Source organism: Terrimonas ferruginea DSM 30193 (assembly GCF_000425585.1).
GTDB lineage: Bacteria > Bacteroidota > Bacteroidia > Chitinophagales > Chitinophagaceae > Terrimonas > Terrimonas ferruginea.
Window position 1 is genome coordinate 69,021 of the sequence record NZ_KE384402.1, and the last position, 23,111, is coordinate 92,131.

Consider the following 23,111-nt stretch of genomic DNA (forward strand, 5'->3'; position numbering starts at 1 on the left):
TCTCAATCATCTTCCGGCATCATCGAGCGCAAATACCCCATGTCCAGGTCTGAACGTCCGTAGAAAAATTCTGCGCTTTTGCGAAGCGAATATTCCAGTTTCCGCAATTGTTTTTTCAATTGTGCGGCTACCGGTTCTTCCGATTCATTCTTCAACTTAGTAGCGGTCATCTCCGTAAAGTCGGCCCAATCGTCGGTTTCTTTTTGAATCGTGTATTCATCGAAATGAAGGCTGTCTTTGATCATCGGACCAACGATCGCCAGTTTCCAGCCGAAATCATCTTTCTTGGCTCTGTAGCGGAAAAAATAAACTTCTGTTTCGCGGCCACTGATTTTCATGGGGAGTTTGTCGATATAGGCGATGGAATCCGGCAGCTCCGAGCTGTTGTCCATGATCAACCGGCTCTTGGCTAATTTTACTTTATTAAAAGATGTTGCCGGAAACACAGCCGCTTCTTTTTTTATCTCACGGAGATCTCTGTATAACTCATAAGCGAACAGTTCATCGTCTGCAAACCTTTTCACCAATGAATCCGGGTAAGGTTTGTTGTTGCGGATCAGTTGCAGCAAAGTGTTATAGCGCACGCGTGAGTTGGAAGACCGGAGCATCTGATCGAAGAGCCCGGGCACTTGCGCATTTTTATCCCAATAAGGCAGCAGCAAGGTGGCATACAATTCAAGTTTCTCATTGCCATAATCGACGTTGACGCGTGCGGCGAGGCCGGTCTCTTCGATTGCAGCCTCCTCTTTTCCCTGTTCTACCTGGCGGATAGCTTTCTGCTGATCCTGGATAGCCTGGCGTTTAACTTCCTGGCGGGCTTTGAGCAAAAACTTAGGCATGTATTCTTTGTACTCTTTTGCCTTTACCAGGTTGCTGTCTACCATTTCACGGAGGATCGACATAACGGGTTTCTCGTAATCATCGAGATTCAGCAAGGGCAGCAGATCGGGAAGAATGGTTCTGGCGAGTTGAATGGAATCGGTAACATCGCTGAGAAAGGAACCCGCATCGCCCCGCAGGTATTTTTTCACCAATACGTCAGACAAACGGCTGTATTTAGACAAATTCCTGCGAATGTTATAATTCATGTACGGACTATAATCTTCGTTGGCGGAGGCCATCAACACAGGAGGATCGGCTACGACGATATCCCTGAATTTTTTAAATGAATAAGTTGTTTTCTGATCGACCATGGCCGAGAGCACTGCCTGTTGCAGGTCGAGTGTATCGCCTGCCGCCGTGTACAATTCAGCCAGGAAATCCGTGGCTGGTTTGGCCTGGATATTACCCAGCGAACCGATGAAGGATTTTTTGGTATCGAGGTACTTTTTGTCTTTCCAGTTGAGCCCAGCTATTGCGCGGCGGATGTTGGGAATATCTTCTTCAAACAATTTCACATCGTCTACTTTTTTCAATGCGCGTTTGCGGCGGATACTGTCTTCGCTGAAAAAATCTTCGAAGAAATATTTTCCTTTTTTCTCATAAGGGTTGAAGCCTTTGAGTGTATCGGCGGGCGTGAATGTATCGAAGAAGCTGCGGATAAATGAGCTTGCCTGTAAAGTATCCGTTTCGGCAGCGAGTACAAAAGAAACACCATTGCCGATAAAAGCTTTTCGGCGCAACATGCGGCTGCTGCCGGAATCAGACAGATGTATCTCGATCGACTTCATGCCATTGGCGAGCTTCTGTTGTTGTTTGTACCGGACGATCCAGTTGCTGTCGAGTCCTTTGCTCAGATCATATTCATCTTCGAGGCGGCTGCTATCCGGCGTATAGTAATAACGTTGTGTTTTGGAAAAAATAACCAGGATCTTTTCGCCTGTGCTGTCGCTGGCGATGGTGTTCACTCTCGACATACCTTCTTCCAATTGATTCTCTTCCGACTCGTCCACCTCGCGTGCATAGTTTTTCAACACATTGATCAGTTCCAGCTTTTCCTTTTTCTGTGTAGGGAAAACGGGCGACTGTACGCGATAGTATAGGTTGGTATCGACGCGTTCCGTTGCGGCTGCGTACAACAATGGTTTGATCTGGAACGACTCCAGGAATTGCTGCAGGCGCGGATTGTCTTTTTTGCCTCTTGCAAGGATCATATAGTAATGCGGGCCTTTGATCAGGTAGCGTGTTTTCAGTACGCCGCCCTGTACATCGCGGTATTGCACATCAAGTGCGGGGTAACCCTGGTAATTGAATTGTTTGCGGCTGACCTGGCTGTCGATGAATTTGGAAGTGGCAAAGCTTTCTTCCATTAAACCAAGATCAAAAGTGTCTTCTTCCGCGAAATTGAGGTTATGGATATCCATCCGTATAACGCGGTAGTTGGTTTGTGTGGCAGAATCTTCCGCATCGAAGAACCATGTATCGTTTGCCTTTACATGTGGTGTATGCGGGAATGTAGCGGTAAAACCACCGGTTGGTGGTGTATACTGCACCCAGCTATTGTTAGCAGGTTTGAAGTTGCGGAACTGAATGCTGTTGAAGAAACGCTCGGCTTCCGTTCCTTTCTGTACGTAATCGGCATTGCCGCTCATTTTGAAGAACACCAGTTCAAAAGGTGTAATGAAAATACGGTAGCGTTGTACATCGCCGCGGCGTGTTTTGTTGGTGACATCGATATGGCGGTAACCATTGAGGCGGCCGGAGGAACGTTCGAGAATGCGACCGGGAATATTTTCATACAGCATGCTGTCGATCTTCTGCTGTACGGTTTCCAAAGAATGACCCCAAAGCCACGGGCTATAAGGAACGCGCGTAACCACATAGTAACTGCCATTGGCCATATCGGCGAACTGACGGAAGTTGTCTCCGCGGCTGGTCTCGGCTTCGTATAACTTACCGGGTACGTCCACGCGATAGAAACTGTCGGGTGCAAACTGTGCAGAGAAAGTAACAGGTACGCGGATCTTTTCCACGCTGGCTTTAAAGTCGCTGTTGCGTGCGCCCATCTTAACGGGCCGGAGTGTATACCCTTTGCGGCGGAGCAGTTCGATAACACCGCGCTGACCGGGAAGATGCGCTGCGCCGACACCTACAAACAATGAAGCGTTGGTACGCAAAATGGAATCGATATTATCGGCCTGAATCTCGTTGCGGCGGTACAGGAACTTTTCGTCGAATGCTTCGGACTGGCTGTTGACTTTATTGATGGTATCGAGGAGATCAAGGTTGCCGCTTCTGTAGGCGTCCTGGAGTTTACCGGAAGAGAAAGCGTCATCGTAATCGTAGCTGCGCGATTTGCGGTTATTTTTTTCTTTCGCAGCATCTTTATAAGCTTCCATCATGAGGCGCATGCTTTCGGCGTAGGACTCCACGCCGGCTACTCTTTTTCCCCATTTCTTACCGCACTGGTAGATGTGCATATCGAGATAAGTATCCTCTTCGAAATCGCTGGAGCGATCGCCGTAGGAACGGTAGAGCAGGTTATTGATGACGGACGGTGAACTGGAAAGTATCTGTTGAATAGACTTCTCGTACTTCTCAAAACTGAGTGAGCTCTGGCGGAGATAATCATTGAAGCCGCCGCCGCCGCTGCCTCCCATCATACCGAGATAATCGGACTGACTGAGATCGTAGCGGCTCATGTCTTCCTGCCAGGATTCGGGATTGGTTTCGAGGGCCACTACATCGGCATTACGGATGCCGAGATAAAAAGAGTCGGAAAGATTGAAAGCCAGTTTGCTGCTGACGTGCATCGTGCCAAAGAGGTAGGATGTTTTTTTCATTCCGTTACCGCTGATCTCCCAGAGGAGGCTGGGATATTTATCGGGCTTAACTGTTTGAGAAAAACCAAGGGTACCAATAACAGACAACAACAGACAAAACAAGGCTCGCTTCAAATACATACGGAGGCTTTTGGTAGATCGTAAAAGTAAGATGCGTTTTGAGAAAAAAGACATAAAAAAAGCCAGGGCATGGGGCATCGGGCTGACTGGCCGTTTACTACGGTTCTTTAATAATCAACAAATTGAGAGCAAAAATGTTACCGGAAAAAAACTGGCTGCTTTAGTAACTAAATTTAGTAACTTTGCACACTTTCGGTATACCGTGTTAACGGTATACTCAGACAAGGCCCGGTGCCGTAAGACCGGGGATTGCCTTTCTGTTCCGGCTACCATTGGGTAGCGGTCATTGTGAAGTCCATTCCCTGCCTGCGCCGGTCTGCGTCGTCAGACACCTAAATACACTTATTAACGCATGAAGCTTTCACAATTTCGTTTTGACCTTCCTTTAAACCTTATTGCGCAAAACCCGGCTAAAAAACGCGAGGACGCCCGTATGATGGTTGTTCACCGTCATACCGGCCAGATCGAAAACAAGCACTTCCGGGATATCCTCGATTATTTCGACGACAAGGATGTATTTGTGGTAAACAACACCAAAGTGTTTCCCGCGCGCATGTATGGCCGTAAGGAAAAAACAGGTGCTAAGATCGAAGTGTTCCTGCTGCGCGAGCTGAACAAGCCGAACCGCCTGTGGGATGTAATTGTTGACCCGGCCCGTAAGATCCGCGTTGGCAACAAGCTTTATTTCGGCGACCAGGAAGACCTGGTAGCAGAAGTGATCGACAACACCACCAGCCGTGGACGTACCATCCGTTTCCTGTGGGACGGCAGTGAGGAAGAGTTCCGTGCGCAACTGGAAAAACTGGGTGAAACTCCCCTGCCCAAATACATTAAGCGCAAACCCGATGAAGAAGATAAAGAACGCTACCAGACTGTATATGCGAAGCACGAAGGTGCGGTAGCGGCTCCTACTGCCGGTCTGCACTTCAGCCGCGAGCTGATCAAGCGTCTTGAGATCAAAGGTGTGCGTTTTGCAGAAGTAACACTGCATACAGGTTTGGGTACATTCCGTCCTATTGAAGTGGAAGACCTGAGCAAGCATAAAATGGACGCGGAATATTACCGCATTGATGAGGCGTCCTGCAAGATCGTTAACCGCGCGAAAGAATATGGTCACCGTATCTGTTCTATCGGTACAACCACGATGCGTGCAATGGAGTCCTCGTTTACGGCGCAGAAGCTGTTGAAGCCTTCTGAAGGATGGACCAACATGTTCATTCATCCGCCTTACGAATTCAACATTGCGGATTCACTGGTAACGAATTTTCACCTGCCTAAGACGAGCCTGCTGATCATGACCTGTGCATTTGCAGGTTATGAGCTGGCCATGGAAGCTTATAAAAAAGCAATCAAGGACAAGTATCGCTTCTTCAGTTATGGCGATGCCCTCCTGGTTATCTGATTATCAAGCCCGTTTCTTAGAAACGGGCTTTTTTTGCCTGGTTGTGTAAAAGCTGTTACCGGCGCATCCTGTGTTGGGGTTTAACACCCTGCTAAGACAAAATTTTGTAAATTCATACTAAATGTCAACACATGAAAAGAGCGTTACTCATTGTGATGGCCTGCGGTCTGTTCCTGGCTGCTGAAGCACAGAAACAGGAGCGGGCGCTTACCAGAAATGAAGAACTGAACCGGGCCTATTGCCGTGGCTTATTCGCCAGTGCAGACGGAACTTTTTTCGACATGATGGATCCGAAAGTGTCGGCAGGCAGTCAGGGGTTTATGAATATCCTGGATTTCCTGGAAGGCCGGGTGCCGAATCTGACGCTCAGGAAGGGAGAAGACTTTCTACGGGTGCCCTACATACGTGGTAACAGGGCTTCTATATTTTTAAATGAGATTCCGATAAATCCGGGTATGCTTACCGGTATTCCGATTACGGATGTAGCGATGATCAAAGTGATTCGCGGGCCGTTTGCCGGTGGCGCGGGTTCGGCTACCGGTGGGGCGGTAGCGATTTATACGATTAACTCGGATAGCGAGGAGTGAATGGTGAATCGTCAATCGTCAATGGTGAATCGTCAATCGTGAATAAACATCCCGCAGTTGTGGGGCTGATTCGTGCAATTCGAGGGCTTTAGGAGGCGCGTTCGGGAGCTACGCTGTTTGACTTATTACTTAAAACACTTCGATAAGCTGAGTGCACCGCTTATAACGGCTGTTTAACTTCTATCTTATACCTTATTCCTTACGCTTTAAATGCTCACTTCGCGTTTTTCGATTCGGGAACGTATTCTATAGGCAGCATATTGCAGATTCTTTCCATGAATCCCCACCAGGCGCTGGTATAAATATTCTGTACAGGCCAGTAATTACCGCGGCGATCGAAGGACATGGCAGATTTTTTATCAGCCAGGAAAATAAGCGACCGTTGATAATAAGGATTTCTCGTTTCGCGATAAAAATCCAGGTAAGCCTGTGACTCGAGTCCGTACTTATAAGTGACTTCGAGGTAGTCGGGAAACCAGAAGGTTTTGTGTGGAGGTGTGTTTGACAGGATTAAACTATCCGCGGTGAGTGAGTGCCGCTCATATTCATCTACAAAATCATTCTGTCTTAGTACAATGCGATAATAGGCCAACGAATCAGGATGATTAACATCATTGGTTTGAAGCGTATCGGATGTGCCCGCGCTTTGTTTAGGGGTTGTTATTTTTACCGTCGCTCCTTCGAATATATTACCGGTTATAGCCCCTTTACGCCACATCGCTCTCACGCGTTCTTTCTCTTTATTAGGTATTCTTTTCATCCGGCGTACCTGGAAACCTGCTTCCTCCAGGTTGTTGTTATACAATGCCTGCAGGAAATGTTTCATTGAGCCGAAATACGCTTTTTCGCGGGCATTGATCCACCGGTTTTTTGGTTTGGTATTCAGTTCCTGGAACAATGTGTAGCCGGCAAAAAAGGAAGACTTCTCATCAAACTTTACTTCAAACTGTTCCATTTGGTATTGGATCCGGTAGCCCAATGCCCGGTTTTCGATGATCAGTGGTTTATCGGCGATCGCCTCCAGGCGCTTCGTTTTTTTATAATACCGGAAACGGATATCTTCTGTATTCATGATGCGGCAATAGCGCGCATTGATGGAATATCCGAGGAAGTTTTCCAGGAAAAGCTTCCCCCATTTATCCCAGGTTTCGGCTTCGTATGCTTCGATAGTAACATTATCCAGTTCGTCCACTTTCGGCAACAATTCAGCTTTGATATCCATCGGCAGCTGGTTGCTATTGACATTATAAACTCTGGTATGGTATCCGATGGAGGAGATAACGAGTTGGAGTTGGGAGCTTTCGGGAATGTTATCGAGATAAAAAGAACCGTCACCGGAGCTTACCGTTCCCCTGGCGGTATTGGATATGAACACACTGCTTCCGGGTACGGGAACGCCGGTTTCAGCATTGACAACATGTCCTTTAATAACAGGCTGGGCACCGGCCAAGAAGTGCAGGACCGAGCAGGCAATCATCAGCAAAATAATTCGCATCAGCAGTTGGTTTGGAGCCATCCTTGTATCAATGCCGATACTTCGGCGGCCCGGTTATAGATCATCATGTGTGTCGCTCCCGGTAATATTTCCGCGTTCTTTATCCTGTTGACAGGAAAAATTTTATCGGCATCTCCATGGACATGAAGGAACCTGTGAGGCGGCAAATTACCGGATCGCCAATTAACGATGCGATCGATAGCCCAATTTACATAAGCCGGATCAGCTTTTTTTCTATAATCTCTGGCCAAGGCAGCTTCTTCAGCTGAAGAAACGCCCAGACGGCCGTTGTTCATCTTTTCAGCGAGACTGGATTTGGTCCAGGAACCCAATGGCATCAGCCTGTTCAGGCGCAGACTGCCCGATACACGCATCCACAGGGGAAGTTCGGGTCTTGTTTTAACGCTGGAAACAAGCACCAGGCGGCAATCAGGTAGCTGCCTGGAAATTTCGATGGCCATCATTCCGCCAAAAGATACGCCCATGAGGACGGGTGAAGGATCGCTGATGACCTGTTTCATGCGAGCTGCATAGTCTTCCAGGGATTCGCGGCTTTGGGGTTTCAGCCACGGAATATGTGCGAGTTGATACCCGCTAAGTTCAAGGCGTGAGAAAATTTTTTCATCGGCCCCTAACCCACTTATGCAGTAAATAATATTCGACATTTATTGAGTTGTAAGTCTTAAGTAACACGATTCACCGATTGACTTATTGACTTATTCACTTATTGACTTATTGGCTCACTCATTCAAGTCCGAACATCCCCTTATTCAACTGTTGCAGTATCTGGTCTTTTTGTGCTGCGGGTACCAGCAATGAAATATTGTGCGGGCTTCCGCCGTAAGACACCATACGGATCGGGATGTTGAGGATGGAACCAAAAAGCCGTTTAATGATATCGGATGTTTGAGAAATTTCATTCCCCACCACGGAAATGATCGATTGTCCTTCGTCGACCTCTACTGATCCGAAAGGTTCGAGTTCTTTGATGATATCTTTCAGGAAGGCTGAGCTGTCGATGGTAACGGAAACCGCTACTTCCGATGTGGTGATCATATCGATGGGTGTGCGGTACTTTTCAAATACTTCAAAAATTTTCCGCAGGAAACCATAAGCCAGCAACATCCGGCTGCTCTTGATGCGAATAGCGATGATATTATCTTTCGCGGCAACGGCTTTTACACCTACGCTGGCTGCATTGGCGGTAATTAATGTGCCTTTTGCATCGGGCTGCATGGTATTGAGCAGTTTCACGGGAATGCTGTACTGCTGTGCCGGCCAGATAGATGCGGGGTGCAAAATTTTTGCCCCGAAATAAGCCAGTTCGGCTGCTTCTTCAAAACTGAGTTGCTCAACGGGCACTGTCTTTTTCACAATACGCGGATCGTTGTTGTGCATCCCATCGATATCTGTCCATATCTCACAGGCAGAAGCATTGATGGCCGCGGCGATCAGTGATGCGGAGTAGTCACTGCCTCCGCGTTTAAGATTGTCTACTTCTCCCTTCGCATTGCGGCAGATATATCCTTGCGTGATGAAAAGTTTTTTGTCTTTATGTTGTTCCAGTTGCTGGCTCAGTTTGACTTTGATGCTACCGATCTGGGGTTCATCGTAACTGTCGATGGTCATGAACTCCAGCGCAGGAAGCAGCGTGTGGGGAATCCCCTGCTCTGCGAGATAAACGGAGAAAAGTTTGGTAGAAAGCAGTTCGCCTTGTGCGAGAATGTCTTTACTAAGCGCTTCGCTGAAGGAGATGCGCAGGATAATGGTAAGGAATTCGAAATGATCATCGATGATCTGTTGCGCTTTTGCAACAGCTTCATCCGACTTTACGAGTTCGCTTACAAAAGAGCGATAGTGTGCTTCGAGTTTAGCGATCGTTTCACGAGCACCCTCCCGGTCACCGCGGGCGATATTGTTTCCGATTTCCACCAGTGCGTTGGTAGTGCCGGATAGTGCAGACAACACGACGATAGTTGGTTCTGTTTCTTTGGTCACCAGCGATGCGATATGGTGCATGCGTTCAGGTCTGCCCACACTGGTGCCACCAAACTTCATTACTTTCATTTGTTCCCCCCTCCCTTGATTTTAACTGGAATAAAAAAATGTGGTTGCAAAGATAAGGATGCAGCATTTTCTGCCACAACCTTTTTCTATACCACACGAGCGTAAGTATTTATGAATTGCTCAGGCGATCAAGTCCCATATTGCCTGCAAGTTTATCCAGATCGTCGACAACGGATTGCAATAACGGAATACCGTGTTGGCCGCGGTATGTTTCCATTTCACGTTCGGGGTCGCCGGGGATGAGTACATTAAGGGAAGGATCGGAGGTACGGGCGTTTCTGAAACCCTTGATCCAGTTATCCATATGTTCCTTGAAATCATCTGCTGTGCGGAAGGCGTCGATGCGCATGGCACCGAAAAAGTGGCCGATGCCTTTGCCGGGTTGTTGTGACGGCATGGGAACGTATGCGGGGAACGGAGGCACCCACGGTGCATAGTTGGCGCCGCTTAACAAAGCAGAGAAAATATCAACGACAGCCCCCAATGCATATCCTTTATGGCTTCCGTGTTCGCGATCGCCGCCGAGCGGGAGTAATGCACCGCCTTGTTTCAGGATATGCGGATCGGTTGAAGGTTGCCCATCCTTATCCTGTACCCATCCGGACGGTGTGGGTTGACTTTTGCGTTGCAATATTTCGAGTTTACCGTTTGCTGCGGTGGTGGTAGCGAGATCGGCAACAAAGGGCGGTTCGGTGCCGGCGGGCACTGCCACACAGATCGGGTTAGTCCCAAGCATTTTGTCTATCGAAAAGGTTGGTGCTACTAGTGGACTTGCATTGGTCATGGCGATACCGATCATGTCGTTGTCGAGTGCCATCATGGCGTGGCAGGCGGCTATACCGAAATGATTGCTGTTTTGCACGCTTACCCAGCCGGTGCCTGCCTGTTTCGCTTTTTCAATAGCGACGTTCATGGCATACGGCGCTACGACGAGTCCGAGTCCGCTGTCGCCGTCGACGACTGCTGTGGAAGGAGACTCGTGAATGATCTTGATATCGGGAATTGCGTTTACCCGTTTCACTTCCCATAATCTTACGTATCCGCTCAGGCGGGCAACGCCGTGGGAATCGACGCCGCGCATATCGGCGGACAGTAGAACGCGGGCGGCGGTGTCGGCTTGCTGCGGCGGGCATCCGATATTATGGAAAACGTTTTTGGTAAAGGCAAGTAACTGATCGTAGGCGAAAACTTGTTCAGGCATGCCGCAAATATAAGCGGAAGGTAAGAAACGGTGAGAGCCGCTGGCAGGGAACGAGATGCGGGCTGTGAATAGCTGCCGGCTTTGGTTGCCGCGGCACCGATTCGATTCGCCGCAACAATAGCCGGGAGCAGATGGATTTTTTGAGTTGCGGGCACGACATTTCCCTGGATTTTCTCAAATCCTTCATTTTCTCATTCAACCGGATCATCAGTAAAAGCGTATCCCCTTTACCAGTGTTTCCCCAGTTGTCCCCCATACCCCTTTATGCCCCCAAGGATTTACATCCCCTTCTTCGTCGTCGCCGGCACGTCTGCCGGTCTTATCATAACGGGAGCTATTTTCAGAAAAACCGTCCCACCCTCCTGCTTTCCCTAACCCTGATCTCCGCCCCGATCACAGTCAGCATACGCAGCCTTTGTCCAATCACCCGGTTTTTCTGTTTTCCGCTTCTTCACTTCCGGACATAGAAAAGCCCCTCACGGAGGAAGGGGCCGTTCTATTACTATCTTATATTTTACGTTGCCTTATCAGAATGGAAGATCATCCATCGGCTCTGTCACATCATTCGCCGACATGGCACCGGCACCTGAAGCTGCGGTCTGATTACCACCACTGTTATAGCCTCCGGATGAAGGAGCCGGACCACCTTCAGCACGACCACCCAACAATTGCACTTCTCTTACACGCATAGTCAGCGATGCACCGTTCGTTCCGTCGTTCTTCGTGAACGTGCGCACTTCCGGCTGTCCTTCCGCATATACCTGCTTGCCCTTGGTCAGGTACTGCGCTACCGCCGTTCTATCCGTCCACCAGGCACAGTCTACCCAGGTCGTACGTTCCTGGTTATTGCCCTGGCCATCTTTATATTTCTCCGTATGCGCTACGGTAAAATTGATCACATTCTTACCATTAACCGTGTTTACCACGCAGTCTCTTCCGAGATTTCCGATAATCTGTAACTTAATCATAGTACTCAGTATTTTAGTGTCGTGTTATTATATTGCTAAACTAAAAAAGAAACGGCAAGTTAGTACTTATATTCTGCTTACAAGCCACCTTCCACGACAGAGATCAGCAGATACAGTGGCCAACCGCCGTTTCTTAGTGCAATATCGCACATCAGGGAGGCCGTTTCCAAGGGTAAAAAACGTTCGGAATCGAGTATTTTTCTTGCATTACATTCCTTATCAACCCTTAAACTTCCGTTTCCCTACATCCCCTTTTTCATCGTATCTTTGCGGCTTGCAAATTTTTCAACCATGAGCAGAAAGGGAAAAGTACTGGTAGCCATGAGCGGCGGTATCGATAGCACCGTCACCGCACTCATGCTCAACGACCAGGGCTATGAAGTAGTCGGCATCACCATGAAAACCTGGGATTATACCGGCAGCGGCGGCGGCAAAAAGGAAACCGGCTGCTGCAACGTCGACAGCTTCAACGACGCCAGACAGGCCGCAGTGGAGCACGGCTTTGCCCATTATATTTTCGATATCCGTGAGGAATTCGGTGGCTTTGTCGTGGAAAATTTCGTAGATGAATATATGGCCGGCCGCACTCCCAACCCCTGCGTTCTCTGCAACACCCATATCAAATGGCGCGCGCTCCTCAAGAGAGCCGACGCCCTCGGTTGCGACTTCATCGCCACAGGGCATTACGCCAAGATCCGCCAGCACGACAACGGCCGCTTTGTTATCAGCAAAGCCGTTGACGATACCAAAGATCAAAGCTATGTTCTCTGGGGCCTGCAACAGGATCTCCTCAGCCGCACCCTCCTGCCACTTGGCCCCTACCAGAAAACGGAGATTCGCCAAATGGCGCTGGATTATGGCTATCCTGAACTCGCCAAAAAAAGCGAGAGCTACGAAATTTGTTTCGTACCCGATAACGATTACCGCGGTTTCCTGAAACGCCGTGTTGACGGACTCGAAGACCGCGTAAACGGTGGCAATTTTGTTGATAAAACCGGCAAAATCCTGGGACAACACAAGGGATACCCGTTTTATACCATCGGGCAACGCAAAGGCCTGGATATCGCGCTCGGCCGCCCCGTTTTCGTAACCCGTATCGATCCCGATACCAATACCGTCGTACTCGGCGATGAGGCCGATCTCGAACAGGACGAAATGACCGTTGGCAAACTCAACCTGATCAAATACGACACCATAACACCTGGTATGGAGGCTGTTACCAAAATCCGCTATAAAGACAAAGGCGGCCTTTCCAACCTTTATCCAGGGGAAAACAATACCGTCAACGTACGCTTTTACGAAGCTGCCAAGGGCATTGCACCCGGACAAAGCGCCGTTTTCTACGAAGGCGACGACGTGATCGCAGGCGGACACATTCATGCAGGCCGCAGAACCATCTGAGCGCCATCGCTTCCACGTACGGGTTTTTGTTTGTAGTTTTATCGCGGCAGGCCACAAATTGGTCCTTCCGGTTGTCTTATTAAAAAAGTTCGATCCGTGACAAATTCAGCCTCCCGCAGAATGCTGCAAACCCTTATCGCCGCCTTCGCGCTGCTCCTGACCATTGGATTCAGTGCCTGTTCCAATAAGGACGAAGATTTTACCGCACCCGCTATGAGCGAATATCTTCCATTGGAACCAGGACGTTATATCGTTTACCGCCTCGACTCTACCGTTTTTACCAATCTCAACCGCGACGTGGAAATCCGCAGCTACCAGGTAAAACACGTCGTCGACGCACAGATCAACGATAACCTTGGCCGCCCTTCCTACCGCGTATACCGCTATATCCGGGACAAAAACGGAACGCAACCCTGGACACCCAACGGGTCTTTCATGGTAACCTCACTCAGTGATCAGACAGAAATCACTGACGACAACCAGCGCGTGATCAAACTGCACGTGCCGCTCCGCGAAGGTTTCAGTTGGAAAGGCAACCGCTATCTCCCCACCAATCCTTATGGTGGTTATTATTCTTTCAGCGTCGACGACGATATGAAAAACTGGGATTTCTATTACGACACGTTCCAGGACTTCAGCTACGATAATCGTACTTATACCGATGTGCTGAGCGTTGAACAGATCAACGAAAGTCATAACCTTCCGATCCAACCCAATTACAGCATTGCTTCGAAAGAACGTTCCGTTGAACGCTATTCCCGCGATATCGGATTGGTTTATAAAGAATATCATCTCTGGGAATACCAGAACAATTCCAGTTCGGCCAACCCTACTTACACAGGCTTTGGCGTTACAATGTGGATGATCGATCACAACTAACCTGCTTCATTATGAAGATCAGATTCCTGCTATGCCCGCTGTTCTTGTTGCTTTTCAGTACTGCCGGCAAAGCACAGCTTACCCGTTATACCATTCAACTAAAAAATAAAGGTAACGCTCCTTTTACGCTGGCCAATCCATCCCAATATCTTTCGCCGAGAGCAATTGCGAGACGCCAGCGTTATGGCATTGCCATCGACAGCGCCGATCTTCCTGTTACGCCGGCTTATCTTACACAAATCCGCAGCGTAAGCAACGTAACAGTGCTGAATGCCTCCCGCTGGCTGAACCAGATAACCATACAAACCACAGATGCCGCCGCTATCACTACTATACAAAGTTTCAGTTTTGTACAGTCAGTTTCGGGCATTGCCGCCAGGCAGCAATTGAGACAGGTCGACCGCAATGAAACTGTTCAGCTTTACACACCCGTTGCCGGCCGCGAGTTCGGCGCGCAGGGCGTGCAGGCAGATTATTTTGACTACGGGACAGGTTCTTTTAACGAGATACATCTTCATAATGGTGAGTTCCTGCACAACATCGGCCTGAGAGGCCAGGGCATGCAGATCGCCATGCTGGATGCAGGCTTCCTCAATTATACTTCCTTAAAAGCCTTCGACAGCATCCGGATCAATGGGCAGGTTTTAAGCACCTGGGATTTTGTTGCCCGCGAAATCAGTGTGGTGGAAGATCATGTGCATGGCATGCAATGTCTGTCTACTATTGCGGCCAACATCCCCGGCCAATTTATCGGCAAAGCGCCAAAAGCTTCTTTTCACCTGTACCGCACCGAAGATGCTGCTTCCGAATATCCGATCGAAGAGTTCAACTGGGTTTGTGCAGCAGAGCGTGCAGACAGTGTAGGCGCTGATGTGATCTCCTCTTCTCTTGGTTATTATGATTTCGACCGCGCGCAATTCAATTATACGTATGCAGATATGAACGGCCGCAATTCAATTATCGTGAAAGGCGCCGCCGCTGCAGTACGCAAAGGCCTGCTGGTATTCAATTCGGCAGGCAACGAAGGCACCAACTCCTGGCATTATATCGCCACCCCCGCAGATGGCGACAGCGTTATTGCCGTAGGCGCCGTTAACGCTAACAGTGCAGTCTGGCCAAGTTCGAGCTATGGTCCTGCTGCCGACGGCCGCGTGAAACCCGATGTTGCATCCGTTGGTTGGCAGGCAATGATCCAGACCACATCAAATACAGTCGGGGTTGGAAATGGCACCTCCTTCGCCGCGCCGAATATGGCCGGTATGGGCACCTGTCTCTGGCAGGGCTTTCCCGAATTCAACAACATGAAAATCGTGAACGCGCTCCGCAAATCCGGTCATCGCTTCGCTACGCCGGATGACCGCACAGGTTACGGCATTCCCAATCTGAAACAGGCTTTCGGTTCATTGGTTACAGATTATGCAAGTTCCGATCTGAGCTTCAGCAATTGCGCTGCCACACTTAACTGGCGCAGCAAGGATGTGAATGCAATGAAATACGAGATCGAACGCAAATTGCCCGGAGAAAATTCGTTTACCAAAATAGCAGAACGGCAACCCGAAGCAGGCACCGTATTGGCCAATCACACTTATCAATTCCAGGAAACAATTAACCAGCAACAGTCAGGCGCCGTTATCAGTTACCGGATCCGCCAGATCATCGATACCAGTGCGGCAGGGTTTACTGCCGTGTACATCGATACTGCCACCGCAACACTGACACAATCATGCATACCTGTCAATCCGGATCCGGAAGTAACGGATATACGCATCCTCGTTCAGCCCAATCCCGCCACCGGTGATCATATAGACCTGGTAGTCGAAACTCCCGGTGCCATTTCCCAACTCAATGTTGTTTTATTTGACCTTAAAGGGCGCCAGATGGCACAATGGCAACTGAGCAAAGGAACAGGCCGTGCCATATTCAATCTACCTTCCGGTGCGCTTGCCCGCGGTGCTTATATCATTCGCGTAGCAGATAAGCATACCGTTATCGGCAAAACGAAGTTTCTTTTCCGGTAATCCGCCTCAACGACCTCCGGCAAAATTTGTTTTCGGCGCTCCCGCAGCAAACGGTAATTTCGTTACATGATCAGGCGCAGCTTTGAGATCGTGGCCAGCAGTCTTCGCATGGCGCTCCAGGAGCTTTGGAAAAACAAGCTGCGTACCTTCCTGTCGCTTTTCGGCATTACCATCGGCATCTTCTGCATCATTGGCGTATTGGCCACCGTTAACAGCCTGCAACAGAATATTCAGAATGAAATCAATTCGCTTGGTTCCAATACTATTTATGTAGATAAATGGGATTACACCGCAGGTGGCGGCCCCGATTATCCCTGGTGGAAATTTGTGAACCGGCCGGTTCCGAAGTACGGCGAAATCCAGCAGATCAAAAACAGGACCTCCTACGCAAAATATGTTGCCTTCCGCATCCAGGTGACAGATAATGTTGAATACCGCGGCACACTGCTGAACAACATCAATATCTACGGCGTCAGCGATGATTTCGAAAATATCCAGCCACTGGAAATTCCCTGGGGGCGCTATCTCTCCGATCCTGAATTCAATTACGGGAGTGCCGTGGTGGTATTAGGTCATGATGTGGCAGAAAAATTATTGGGCGCTACTGATTATGCGGTGGGCCGTGAGGTAACCATTCGTGGTAAAAAATTACTGGTAGCAGGTGTAATAAAGAAGCAAGGTAAACAGATGATCGGTGGATGGGATTTTGACCAGAGTGTCATCATCCCTTATCGTTTTGCACGCAACATCATGAACGAATTAAAAGCTGATCCCGTTATTCTGGTGCAGGGCAAAGACAATGTTCCAAGCAGGGCATTGAAAGATGAACTCACCGGCGCTATGCGTGCTATTCATAAGTTAAGCCCTACACAGGAAGCAGACTTCGCTTTGAACGACATTAATGATCTCAGCCAAAGCGTAAGCGAGGCCTTTGTTGGCCTCAATATCGGCGGTGCCATTATCGGTGGCATCAGCCTGATCGTTGGTTTGTTTGGCGTTGCCAATATTATGTTTGTGACGGTACGGGAACGCACTTCACAGATCGGTTTGAAAAAAGCGATCGGCGCAAAAAAAGGCATCATCCTTACCGAGTTCCTGCTGGAATCTGCCTTTCTCTGTATCATCGGCGGCCTTATCGGACTTACCCTTGTATTTGTGTTAGCACAGATACTTTCACGGGCGCTCGATTTCCCCGTTTTCATTTCTGTCGATAACATGATCTGGACATTCGTGATCTGTGTTACTGTTGGCATCGTTGCCGGCATTATTCCTGCCTCACAAGCCGCCCGCATGGACCCGGTAGTGGCGATACGGAGCAAGTAGTTAATTTGATGATTTGAAAATTTGAAGATTTGGCAATGGCTTTTCATTAACACACTCTCAAATTTTCAAATCATCAAATTAGTACCTTTGCCTCATGTATCTCCTGGCTATAGAATCTTCGTGTGACGAGACTGCCGCGGCCGTTTGTGCCGACGGTAAAATACTTTCCAATTTCATCGCTACACAAAAAGTGCACGAAATGTACGGCGGCGTGGTACCCGAACTGGCATCCCGCGCGCACATGCAACATATTGTGCCCGTGGTACACCAGGCGCTGGAGAAGGCCGGCTGCACACCCACGCAACTCGATGCCGTCGCTTTTACGCAGGCACCCGGATTGATCGGATCGTTACTGGTGGGCGCACAGTTTGCCAAATCACTGGCTTTGTCCTTGAACATTCCCCTGATACCCGTACATCACATGCAGGCGCATGTACTGGCCAACCTAATACCGGAAGAAAGACCTTCTTTCCCTTTTCTTTGCCTTACCGTGAGCGGGGGCCACACACAAATTGTGCGTTGCAATTCCCCACTCGATATGCAGGTCATCGGAGAAACGATCGACGATGCGGCAGGGGAAGCTTTTGATAAATCAGCCAAACTGTTAGGGCTGCCCTACCCCGGCGGACCACTTGTTGACAAATATGCCCGCGAAGGAAATCCGGAACGGTTCAGCTTTCCTGAACCCCGCATTCCCGGGCTTAACTTCAGCTTCAGCGGATTGAAGACATCCATACTTTATTTTCTTCGCAATGCCGGCACCAGCCTGCTTTATAAAGAGGAATTCAAAGCTACGGATGAAGAGCGCACCGCTTTTATTCAAAACAACCTGGCCGATCTTTGTGCATCGATACAACACCGCATCATCAGTATTTTATTAAATAAAATGAAAAAAGCTGTTGAAGAAACAGGTATCCGCGAAGTATGCATTGCCGGTGGTGTTTCAGCTAACAGCGGACTGCGCCAGGCATTAAAGGAAACAGGCGATAAACTGGGTTGGAAAACGTATATCCCGCCGTTCGAATATTGCACCGACAATGCGGCCATGATCGCTATTACCGGTTATTATAAATACCAGGCCGGGCAATTCGCCGACCTTTCAGTAGCCGCATCCGCCAGAGCGGAATGGGAGTAGTAATTCAAAAAGTAGTAAGTATTAAGTTATAGGTAGTAAGTATAAAGCCATTCACTATTGACCATTGACGATTCACGATTCACGCTCATGCCCAACACTTATTTCCGTTTCAAAGAATTTACCGTTCACCAGGAACGTTGCGCAATGAAGGTTACCACCGAAGCATGCCTTTTTGGTGCTTGGGCAAGCCATTATCTTAAAACCGATACTTCTCCCAAACATATATTGGATATAGGCGCAGGTACAGGGCTATTAAGTCTTCTGCTGGCGCAACAACACTACAGCCGCATCGATGCCATTGAACTGGATAAAAATGCAGCCGGGCAGTGCCGGCAGAACTTCGCTGCTTCTCCATGGCGGGAACGCATGCATGTCATTGAAAGCGATGTGCGCTCATTTCCCTTTACCCAATTATTCGACGTCATTATCAGCAACCCTCCTTTTTATGAAAACGATTTAAGTTCTCCTGTGGAAGGACGGCAACTCGCACATCACAGTGCAGCACTTTCATTGAAAGACCTGGTAGACCGGGTGCGTACACTGCTTACTGACCAGGGAAAGTTTTTTGTATTGTTACCCTATAAAAGAAAAGAGGATCTATATCAACTTGCAAAGGCCGGCGGATTGCATATTGTCCATCAATGCAACGTACGCAACAGCCCGGGTCATCCGTTGTTTCGTTTGATGGCGGTGCTTTCACCAACGTATTCAATAGATAAACAAGAGGAACTGTTTTCGATCCGTGACGAAGGGAACAATTATACACAGGAGTTTGTCCAACTGCTGCATCCTTACTACCTGAACCTTTAACCTCTTCAGGCTTCTCCGGCATAATCTTTCAGGTAGCTGAATGTCTCCGTCAATTTTCCATCGAGGGCGATGGTAGCGCGATCGATCGTTGGAGAGCCGCCTTTCACCAGGTCATCCAGTATAAACTTGATCAACTGCTCGCCGAAATATCGAGAGGCATCACGCGGAAGCTCGTTCGGTAAATTACCGACGGCCATCACATCGATAGCACCTTTGGTATAAGCCGGCACTTTCTGCAGCGTATCACGATCGATACCATATACCGGATCTTCGATCGTTTGATCACCGGCGTTGATCGGTACCGAACCATTTTCATCATCCGTAATGTCTGCGATAGTCTGGATGATAAAATTGTCGGTATTCACGTCCGTTTTTTCAAAAAGACGCGGCACATTTTTATCCCAGTACACGCCGTTCATCAGGATATCTGTCTGTGCGGCGTAAGGCAGGAATTTGCAAACGAATTGCTCAGGGTTATGGTGAAAAGCCTCACGGCTGTACTTGCCCGTCTGACGATGCATATAGAGGTCGGCACCTTTCAGTTGTGTGTAAACGGGGTAAGAAAAACGGCGGTTCAGGTAATCATCGGGTTCCACTTCGTGAATGCCCATGAGGTTCATCACTTCAAGAATACCATGTGCCACACGTCCGGAGCCGGTCACGGCAATTTTTACATTTGGTAACCGTACGCCAAAATAACTATGAATGAGTTCGCGGAAACTGCGTTGCTTGTATACGCGTTCGAGTTGATAGAGACCGGTGCGGTTGCCATAAGCCATCATACCGTTGTGTGCGCCTACAACGCCGGCAAAAAAACCGAAACCGATAATCCGCTGTCCGTCTTCGTGCTCAAGGCATTCGTAGTCGATGAGGCGAATGCGCTGATCGAGAATAGTGCGCAGCAGTTTTTTATTATGCGGTTGCTTTTTGCGGGTATGCGAGAAAAAAAGATAGGTTTTGCCTGCGATCAGTTTCTCGACCGGCACTTCTTTGATGCCGAGCAGGATATCGCAATCGCTCACCTCATCACGCACTTCCACGCCGGCCGCTTCGTATTCGCGGTCGCTGAAGCAGCGGTCGGGAGACGACTGGGCAACCACGGTTACGTCCGGCGCGTTTTTGAGTATCCATTTGCATTGGGCAGGCGTCAGTGCCACACGGTTGTCGGCTGGAATTTTTCCTTCACGAATAAGTCCGATCTTGATCATAAATCAGGTATTTGCAAGCATGAAACCGGCCTATTTTTATCAAAAAAATGGGCTGGGCGACGCAAAGGTAGGCAAAAGGTGAAACAGCCGTTATAAGTAATAGGTAATAAGTAACAGGTTAGCAGACATTTTGCTATTCTCCTATTGACCATTGACTATTGACTATTGACCATTCACTATTGACGATTGACCAAAATCTGCGGCGAAAAGAAATAGTTGTGCAGAAAATTGAAGGGAATGATGTAATATTGCAGCCCCGGAAGCCCGGGTGGCGAAATCGGTAGACGCAGCAGACTCAAAATCTGCCGCCGCGAGGTGTGTCGGTTCGAGTCCGACCCCGGGCACAAAAAAGGTAAGATCATTCTTACCTTTTTTTATGCGTTAATTGCAAAAACTCCGGTCCACGTACTCCTTTTTGCCTTTCGAATTAATATAATAGCATCCTCCCCTTGGCCCTCTGTAATATTTTCTGGACGGCGCCGCATTGGCTGCCCGCATAGCGCGTTCCTCTTCGGCAGCTTGTTTTTTTAATTGCGCGGTGTAGGTCGCAGTAGGTTTGAAATAATGATGTTGGCCTGTTTCCAGCCGGGCGCTGTCTTCCTGCGATGGCTCCAGTTCTTCCCAATCTATCGCTATGTCGTCTCTTAATACATATCCGCTGTGCTCCGCAAAATCTATTTGCACCCAATCTGGATGGTCATCGACCTCATACGCCCGCACATAACTAAGGCGAAGTATTTTACCGATGCTGGGCGATTTGGCATCGGGCTTCGAACGCACGTTTAATGTATCGCCGCTGATCCACGCATAATCGGATTTTAACCTGGCAAAAAATGCTGCTTCTTCGTCCGCTTTCTTTTTCGCCAGCGCTTTTTGCGCCATTTCTTCCTTGAGATCACGGAACGCCTGCATTTCATCGCGGTAATATTTTACCGGAAATGAAGGATTGGTCTTTTCAATATTTTCACAATCACGCTCTATGTCTTTATATAAATCTACTCCGGCATAGGAAACTGACAGGTTATAATAGCTTGGCAAACGGTCCAACTGAAATTGTGCATCTGAAATATACCCCACGAGAGCAGAACCAAACTGGGTATCCGGCACCCGCAAAACGGTCATTTCTTTACCGTCAACCGTCTTTTTTTTAAGCCATTGTGTAACATCGATTGTTTGCGCCTTCGCAGAAACAACGAACAGAAGAAGGGGAATTAAACAGGAGATAAAGTTTTTCATATCGTATTATTGGCCTGCCAAAATAGAAATTAACCTTTGAATTTGCAATCGGGGATTTTTCCCCTTTTGTTCAGCCAGAGCGATAGACGAAATATATTCTTCCTTCCTTAACAACTCCAGAAGCCACTGTTCCGCAACATTTTTTTTCGATAGAATAAAAAAAGCGGGGACCTTATGGCCCCCGCTCACTCCAAATAACGAAGCTTATTTTTTCCAGATCTTCAGGTTGTCGTAATAAACAACACTCTCCTGGTTCTGCCACATATTCACACCTACCTTCAGGTATTGTCCGGAACCATCACCTACCTGGATGTTTGTTTTGTCAAACACCACTACTCCATCAATCGTCAATTTCATGTATCCTGCACTGCCGATCTTGTATTGAAATACCATGTGCAGCCATTTGTTGGTCGGAATGGTAAACGTGGTCGGATAGTAAGCATTGCTGCCACCTTTCCAGTTCACCAGCCAGAATTTTCCATCCACATGCCAAAGGCCGGGTGAAGCAGAACCGCCGGATGTTACGGGGTGAAATTGCAAACTGTGTCCGCTGTTCTGGAAAAGTTTTTCATACATCACGTCGTACTCAATCGCGCCTTCCAATGGTGTCAGCGATTCGCTGTATTGTACTTCAGAACGGATGCCCGAAGACACATTGGCCGGAACCGATTTAAAAGATCCCGGACCGTCTTTATAAACGGTGGTAGACAAACCGCCATTACCGTGCTGACCGGAACCGTTGATGATATCCGATGTACTGTTGTAACCGGTGCTGTAGAGAAGTGTGCCATAGTTACCGGTTGCACCACCACTAGCGGAAGCGCTTTTTACTGTCACGGTGGTGTTGGCACTGGCAGTAGCACCGCCATTGTCGGTTACTTTTAGTGTAAACACGTACGTACCTGCTGTTGTCATTCCGCTGATCGCTGTCGTAGCGGATGAGGGAGACTGAATAGTGGCGGCAGGTCCCGAAGCCTGGCTCCAGGCCCACGATGCGATCGTACCATCCCTGTCGGTAGCCGTTCCGGTAAGCGTGGCGGTACTAACCGGCAGTGTGATACTTTGATCTGTACCGGCATTGACGGTCGGAGTTGCATTCGCAGTACCTGTCCCCTTCACACTCACGTGTACCGTATCCGTTGCACTGCGGCCGCGGCTGTCGGTTGCCTGCAGACGAAAACGATATTCACCTGCTGTCAACGCTGTTACATTGGTAGAAGAGCTATTGGGAGAACTGATAGTGGCCGTGGCTCCGGTTTCCTGGCTCCACCTGAACGTGCGTGCCGTACCGGCTGTAACGGTTGCTCTCAACGTAACCGAATTGGTGGGAAGTGTAATCGTTTGATCTGCTCCGGCGGATACGGCAAACGACCGTGAAGTTCTGCCTGCCGAATCCGTTGCCTCATCTACTGCCTGGGCAGCATTTTCAGCTTCTTTAGAACAGGCAGCAATAAGAGTAAATACGCACAAGACGGCGATGATGGGCATAAAAAGCCCTGTTGTTTTTCTGTTAGCGGTGTTCATAAAATATTGTTTGAG

The 23,111-nt window shown here is 48.7% G+C and carries 17 protein-coding genes and 1 tRNA gene; 9 read left to right on the forward strand and 9 right to left on the reverse strand.

What is annotated here, in order from left to right; genetic code table 11:
- Positions 1-2: 2 nt before the first annotated feature.
- Entirely contained in the window at positions 3-3,842 is a 3,840-nt protein-coding gene (locus tag H608_RS0119430; RefSeq protein ID WP_162142907.1) for a TraB/GumN family protein, read from the reverse strand.
- Between the two features lie 352 nt (positions 3,843-4,194).
- On the opposite strand from H608_RS0119430, the gene queA reads away from it, so the two are divergent.
- Both queA and H608_RS0119445 read left to right on the forward strand, forming a co-directional pair.
- Positions 4,195-5,244: a tRNA preQ1(34) S-adenosylmethionine ribosyltransferase-isomerase QueA gene (queA, locus tag H608_RS0119440; RefSeq protein ID WP_028789148.1), complete on the forward strand. Its 1,050-nt coding sequence runs from the start codon at positions 4,195-4,197 to the stop codon at positions 5,242-5,244.
- A 131-nt stretch (positions 5,245-5,375) separates the two neighbouring features.
- Positions 5,376-5,831 (forward strand): TonB-dependent receptor plug domain-containing protein, encoded by a 456-nt coding sequence (locus H608_RS0119445; RefSeq protein ID WP_028789149.1) that lies wholly within the window; start codon positions 5,376-5,378, stop codon positions 5,829-5,831.
- A 214-nt stretch (positions 5,832-6,045) separates the two neighbouring features.
- Here H608_RS0119445 and H608_RS23910 read toward each other — a convergent pair whose 3' ends face one another.
- From H608_RS23910 to H608_RS0119470, 5 genes are all read right to left on the reverse strand, one after another.
- A complete protein-coding gene (locus H608_RS23910) occupies positions 6,046-7,326 on the reverse strand; it encodes a carboxypeptidase-like regulatory domain-containing protein (protein WP_162142908.1) in 1,281 nt (426 codons plus the stop codon).
- The gene (locus H608_RS0119455; RefSeq protein ID WP_028789151.1) at positions 7,326-7,991 is read right to left on the reverse strand and encodes an alpha/beta fold hydrolase; all 666 of its coding nucleotides are present in this window, start codon (positions 7,989-7,991) and stop codon (positions 7,326-7,328) included. Before H608_RS0119455 ends, H608_RS23910 begins: the two co-directional genes overlap by 1 nt.
- Positions 7,992-8,070: 79 nt before the next feature.
- Positions 8,071-9,393 carry an aspartate kinase gene (locus H608_RS0119460; RefSeq protein ID WP_028789152.1) on the reverse strand — a complete coding sequence of 441 codons (1,323 nt, stop codon included), beginning with the start codon at positions 9,391-9,393 and terminating at the stop codon, positions 8,071-8,073.
- Positions 9,394-9,502: 109 nt separating this feature from the next.
- Complete coding sequence (locus H608_RS0119465) at positions 9,503-10,594, reverse strand: Ldh family oxidoreductase (RefSeq protein ID WP_028789153.1); 1,092 nt, start codon at positions 10,592-10,594, stop codon at positions 9,503-9,505.
- Positions 10,595-11,121: 527 nt separating this feature from the next.
- Entirely contained in the window at positions 11,122-11,562 is a 441-nt protein-coding gene (locus tag H608_RS0119470) for a single-stranded DNA-binding protein (RefSeq protein ID WP_028789154.1), read from the reverse strand.
- A gap of 291 nt (positions 11,563-11,853) precedes the next feature.
- On the opposite strand from H608_RS0119470, the gene mnmA reads away from it, so the two are divergent.
- The 6 genes from mnmA to H608_RS0119505 all read left to right on the forward strand — a co-directional run bounded on the left by mnmA (position 11,854) and on the right by H608_RS0119505 (position 19,128).
- The gene (gene mnmA, locus H608_RS0119475) at positions 11,854-12,963 is read left to right on the forward strand and encodes a tRNA 2-thiouridine(34) synthase MnmA (RefSeq protein WP_028789155.1); all 1,110 of its coding nucleotides are present in this window, start codon (positions 11,854-11,856) and stop codon (positions 12,961-12,963) included.
- 120 nt (positions 12,964-13,083) lie between these two features.
- Positions 13,084-13,842: a hypothetical protein gene (locus H608_RS23095; RefSeq protein WP_038009211.1), complete on the forward strand. Its 759-nt coding sequence runs from the start codon at positions 13,084-13,086 to the stop codon at positions 13,840-13,842.
- 11 nt (positions 13,843-13,853) lie between these two features.
- A complete protein-coding gene (locus tag H608_RS23100) occupies positions 13,854-15,860 on the forward strand; it encodes a S8 family peptidase (RefSeq protein WP_051268514.1) in 2,007 nt (668 codons plus the stop codon).
- A gap of 66 nt (positions 15,861-15,926) precedes the next feature.
- Complete coding sequence (locus H608_RS0119495) at positions 15,927-17,183, forward strand: ABC transporter permease (RefSeq protein WP_028789158.1); 1,257 nt, start codon at positions 15,927-15,929, stop codon at positions 17,181-17,183.
- 94 nt (positions 17,184-17,277) lie between these two features.
- Positions 17,278-18,318 carry a tRNA (adenosine(37)-N6)-threonylcarbamoyltransferase complex transferase subunit TsaD gene (tsaD, locus tag H608_RS0119500; RefSeq protein WP_028789159.1) on the forward strand — a complete coding sequence of 347 codons (1,041 nt, stop codon included), beginning with the start codon at positions 17,278-17,280 and terminating at the stop codon, positions 18,316-18,318.
- Between the two features lie 87 nt (positions 18,319-18,405).
- A complete protein-coding gene (locus tag H608_RS0119505; protein WP_028789160.1) occupies positions 18,406-19,128 on the forward strand; it encodes a tRNA1(Val) (adenine(37)-N6)-methyltransferase in 723 nt (240 codons plus the stop codon).
- 5 nt (positions 19,129-19,133) lie between these two features.
- On the opposite strand, the gene H608_RS0119510 is transcribed toward H608_RS0119505, so the two are convergent.
- Positions 19,134-20,336, reverse strand: a complete 1,203-nt coding sequence (locus tag H608_RS0119510; RefSeq protein ID WP_038009212.1) for an NAD(P)-dependent oxidoreductase — start codon at positions 20,334-20,336, stop codon at positions 19,134-19,136.
- A gap of 262 nt (positions 20,337-20,598) precedes the next feature.
- On the opposite strand from H608_RS0119510, the gene H608_RS0119520 reads away from it, so the two are divergent.
- Positions 20,599-20,680, forward strand: a tRNA-Leu gene (locus H608_RS0119520).
- A 37-nt stretch (positions 20,681-20,717) separates the two neighbouring features.
- Here H608_RS0119520 and H608_RS0119525 read toward each other — a convergent pair.
- Positions 20,718-21,572 carry an SH3 domain-containing protein gene (locus tag H608_RS0119525; protein ID WP_028789162.1) on the reverse strand — a complete coding sequence of 285 codons (855 nt, stop codon included), beginning with the start codon at positions 21,570-21,572 and terminating at the stop codon, positions 20,718-20,720.
- Positions 21,573-21,776: 204 nt separating this feature from the next.
- Complete coding sequence (locus tag H608_RS0119535; RefSeq protein ID WP_028789164.1) at positions 21,777-23,096, reverse strand: PKD domain-containing protein; 1,320 nt, start codon at positions 23,094-23,096, stop codon at positions 21,777-21,779.
- Between the last annotated feature and the right edge of the window lie 15 nt (positions 23,097-23,111).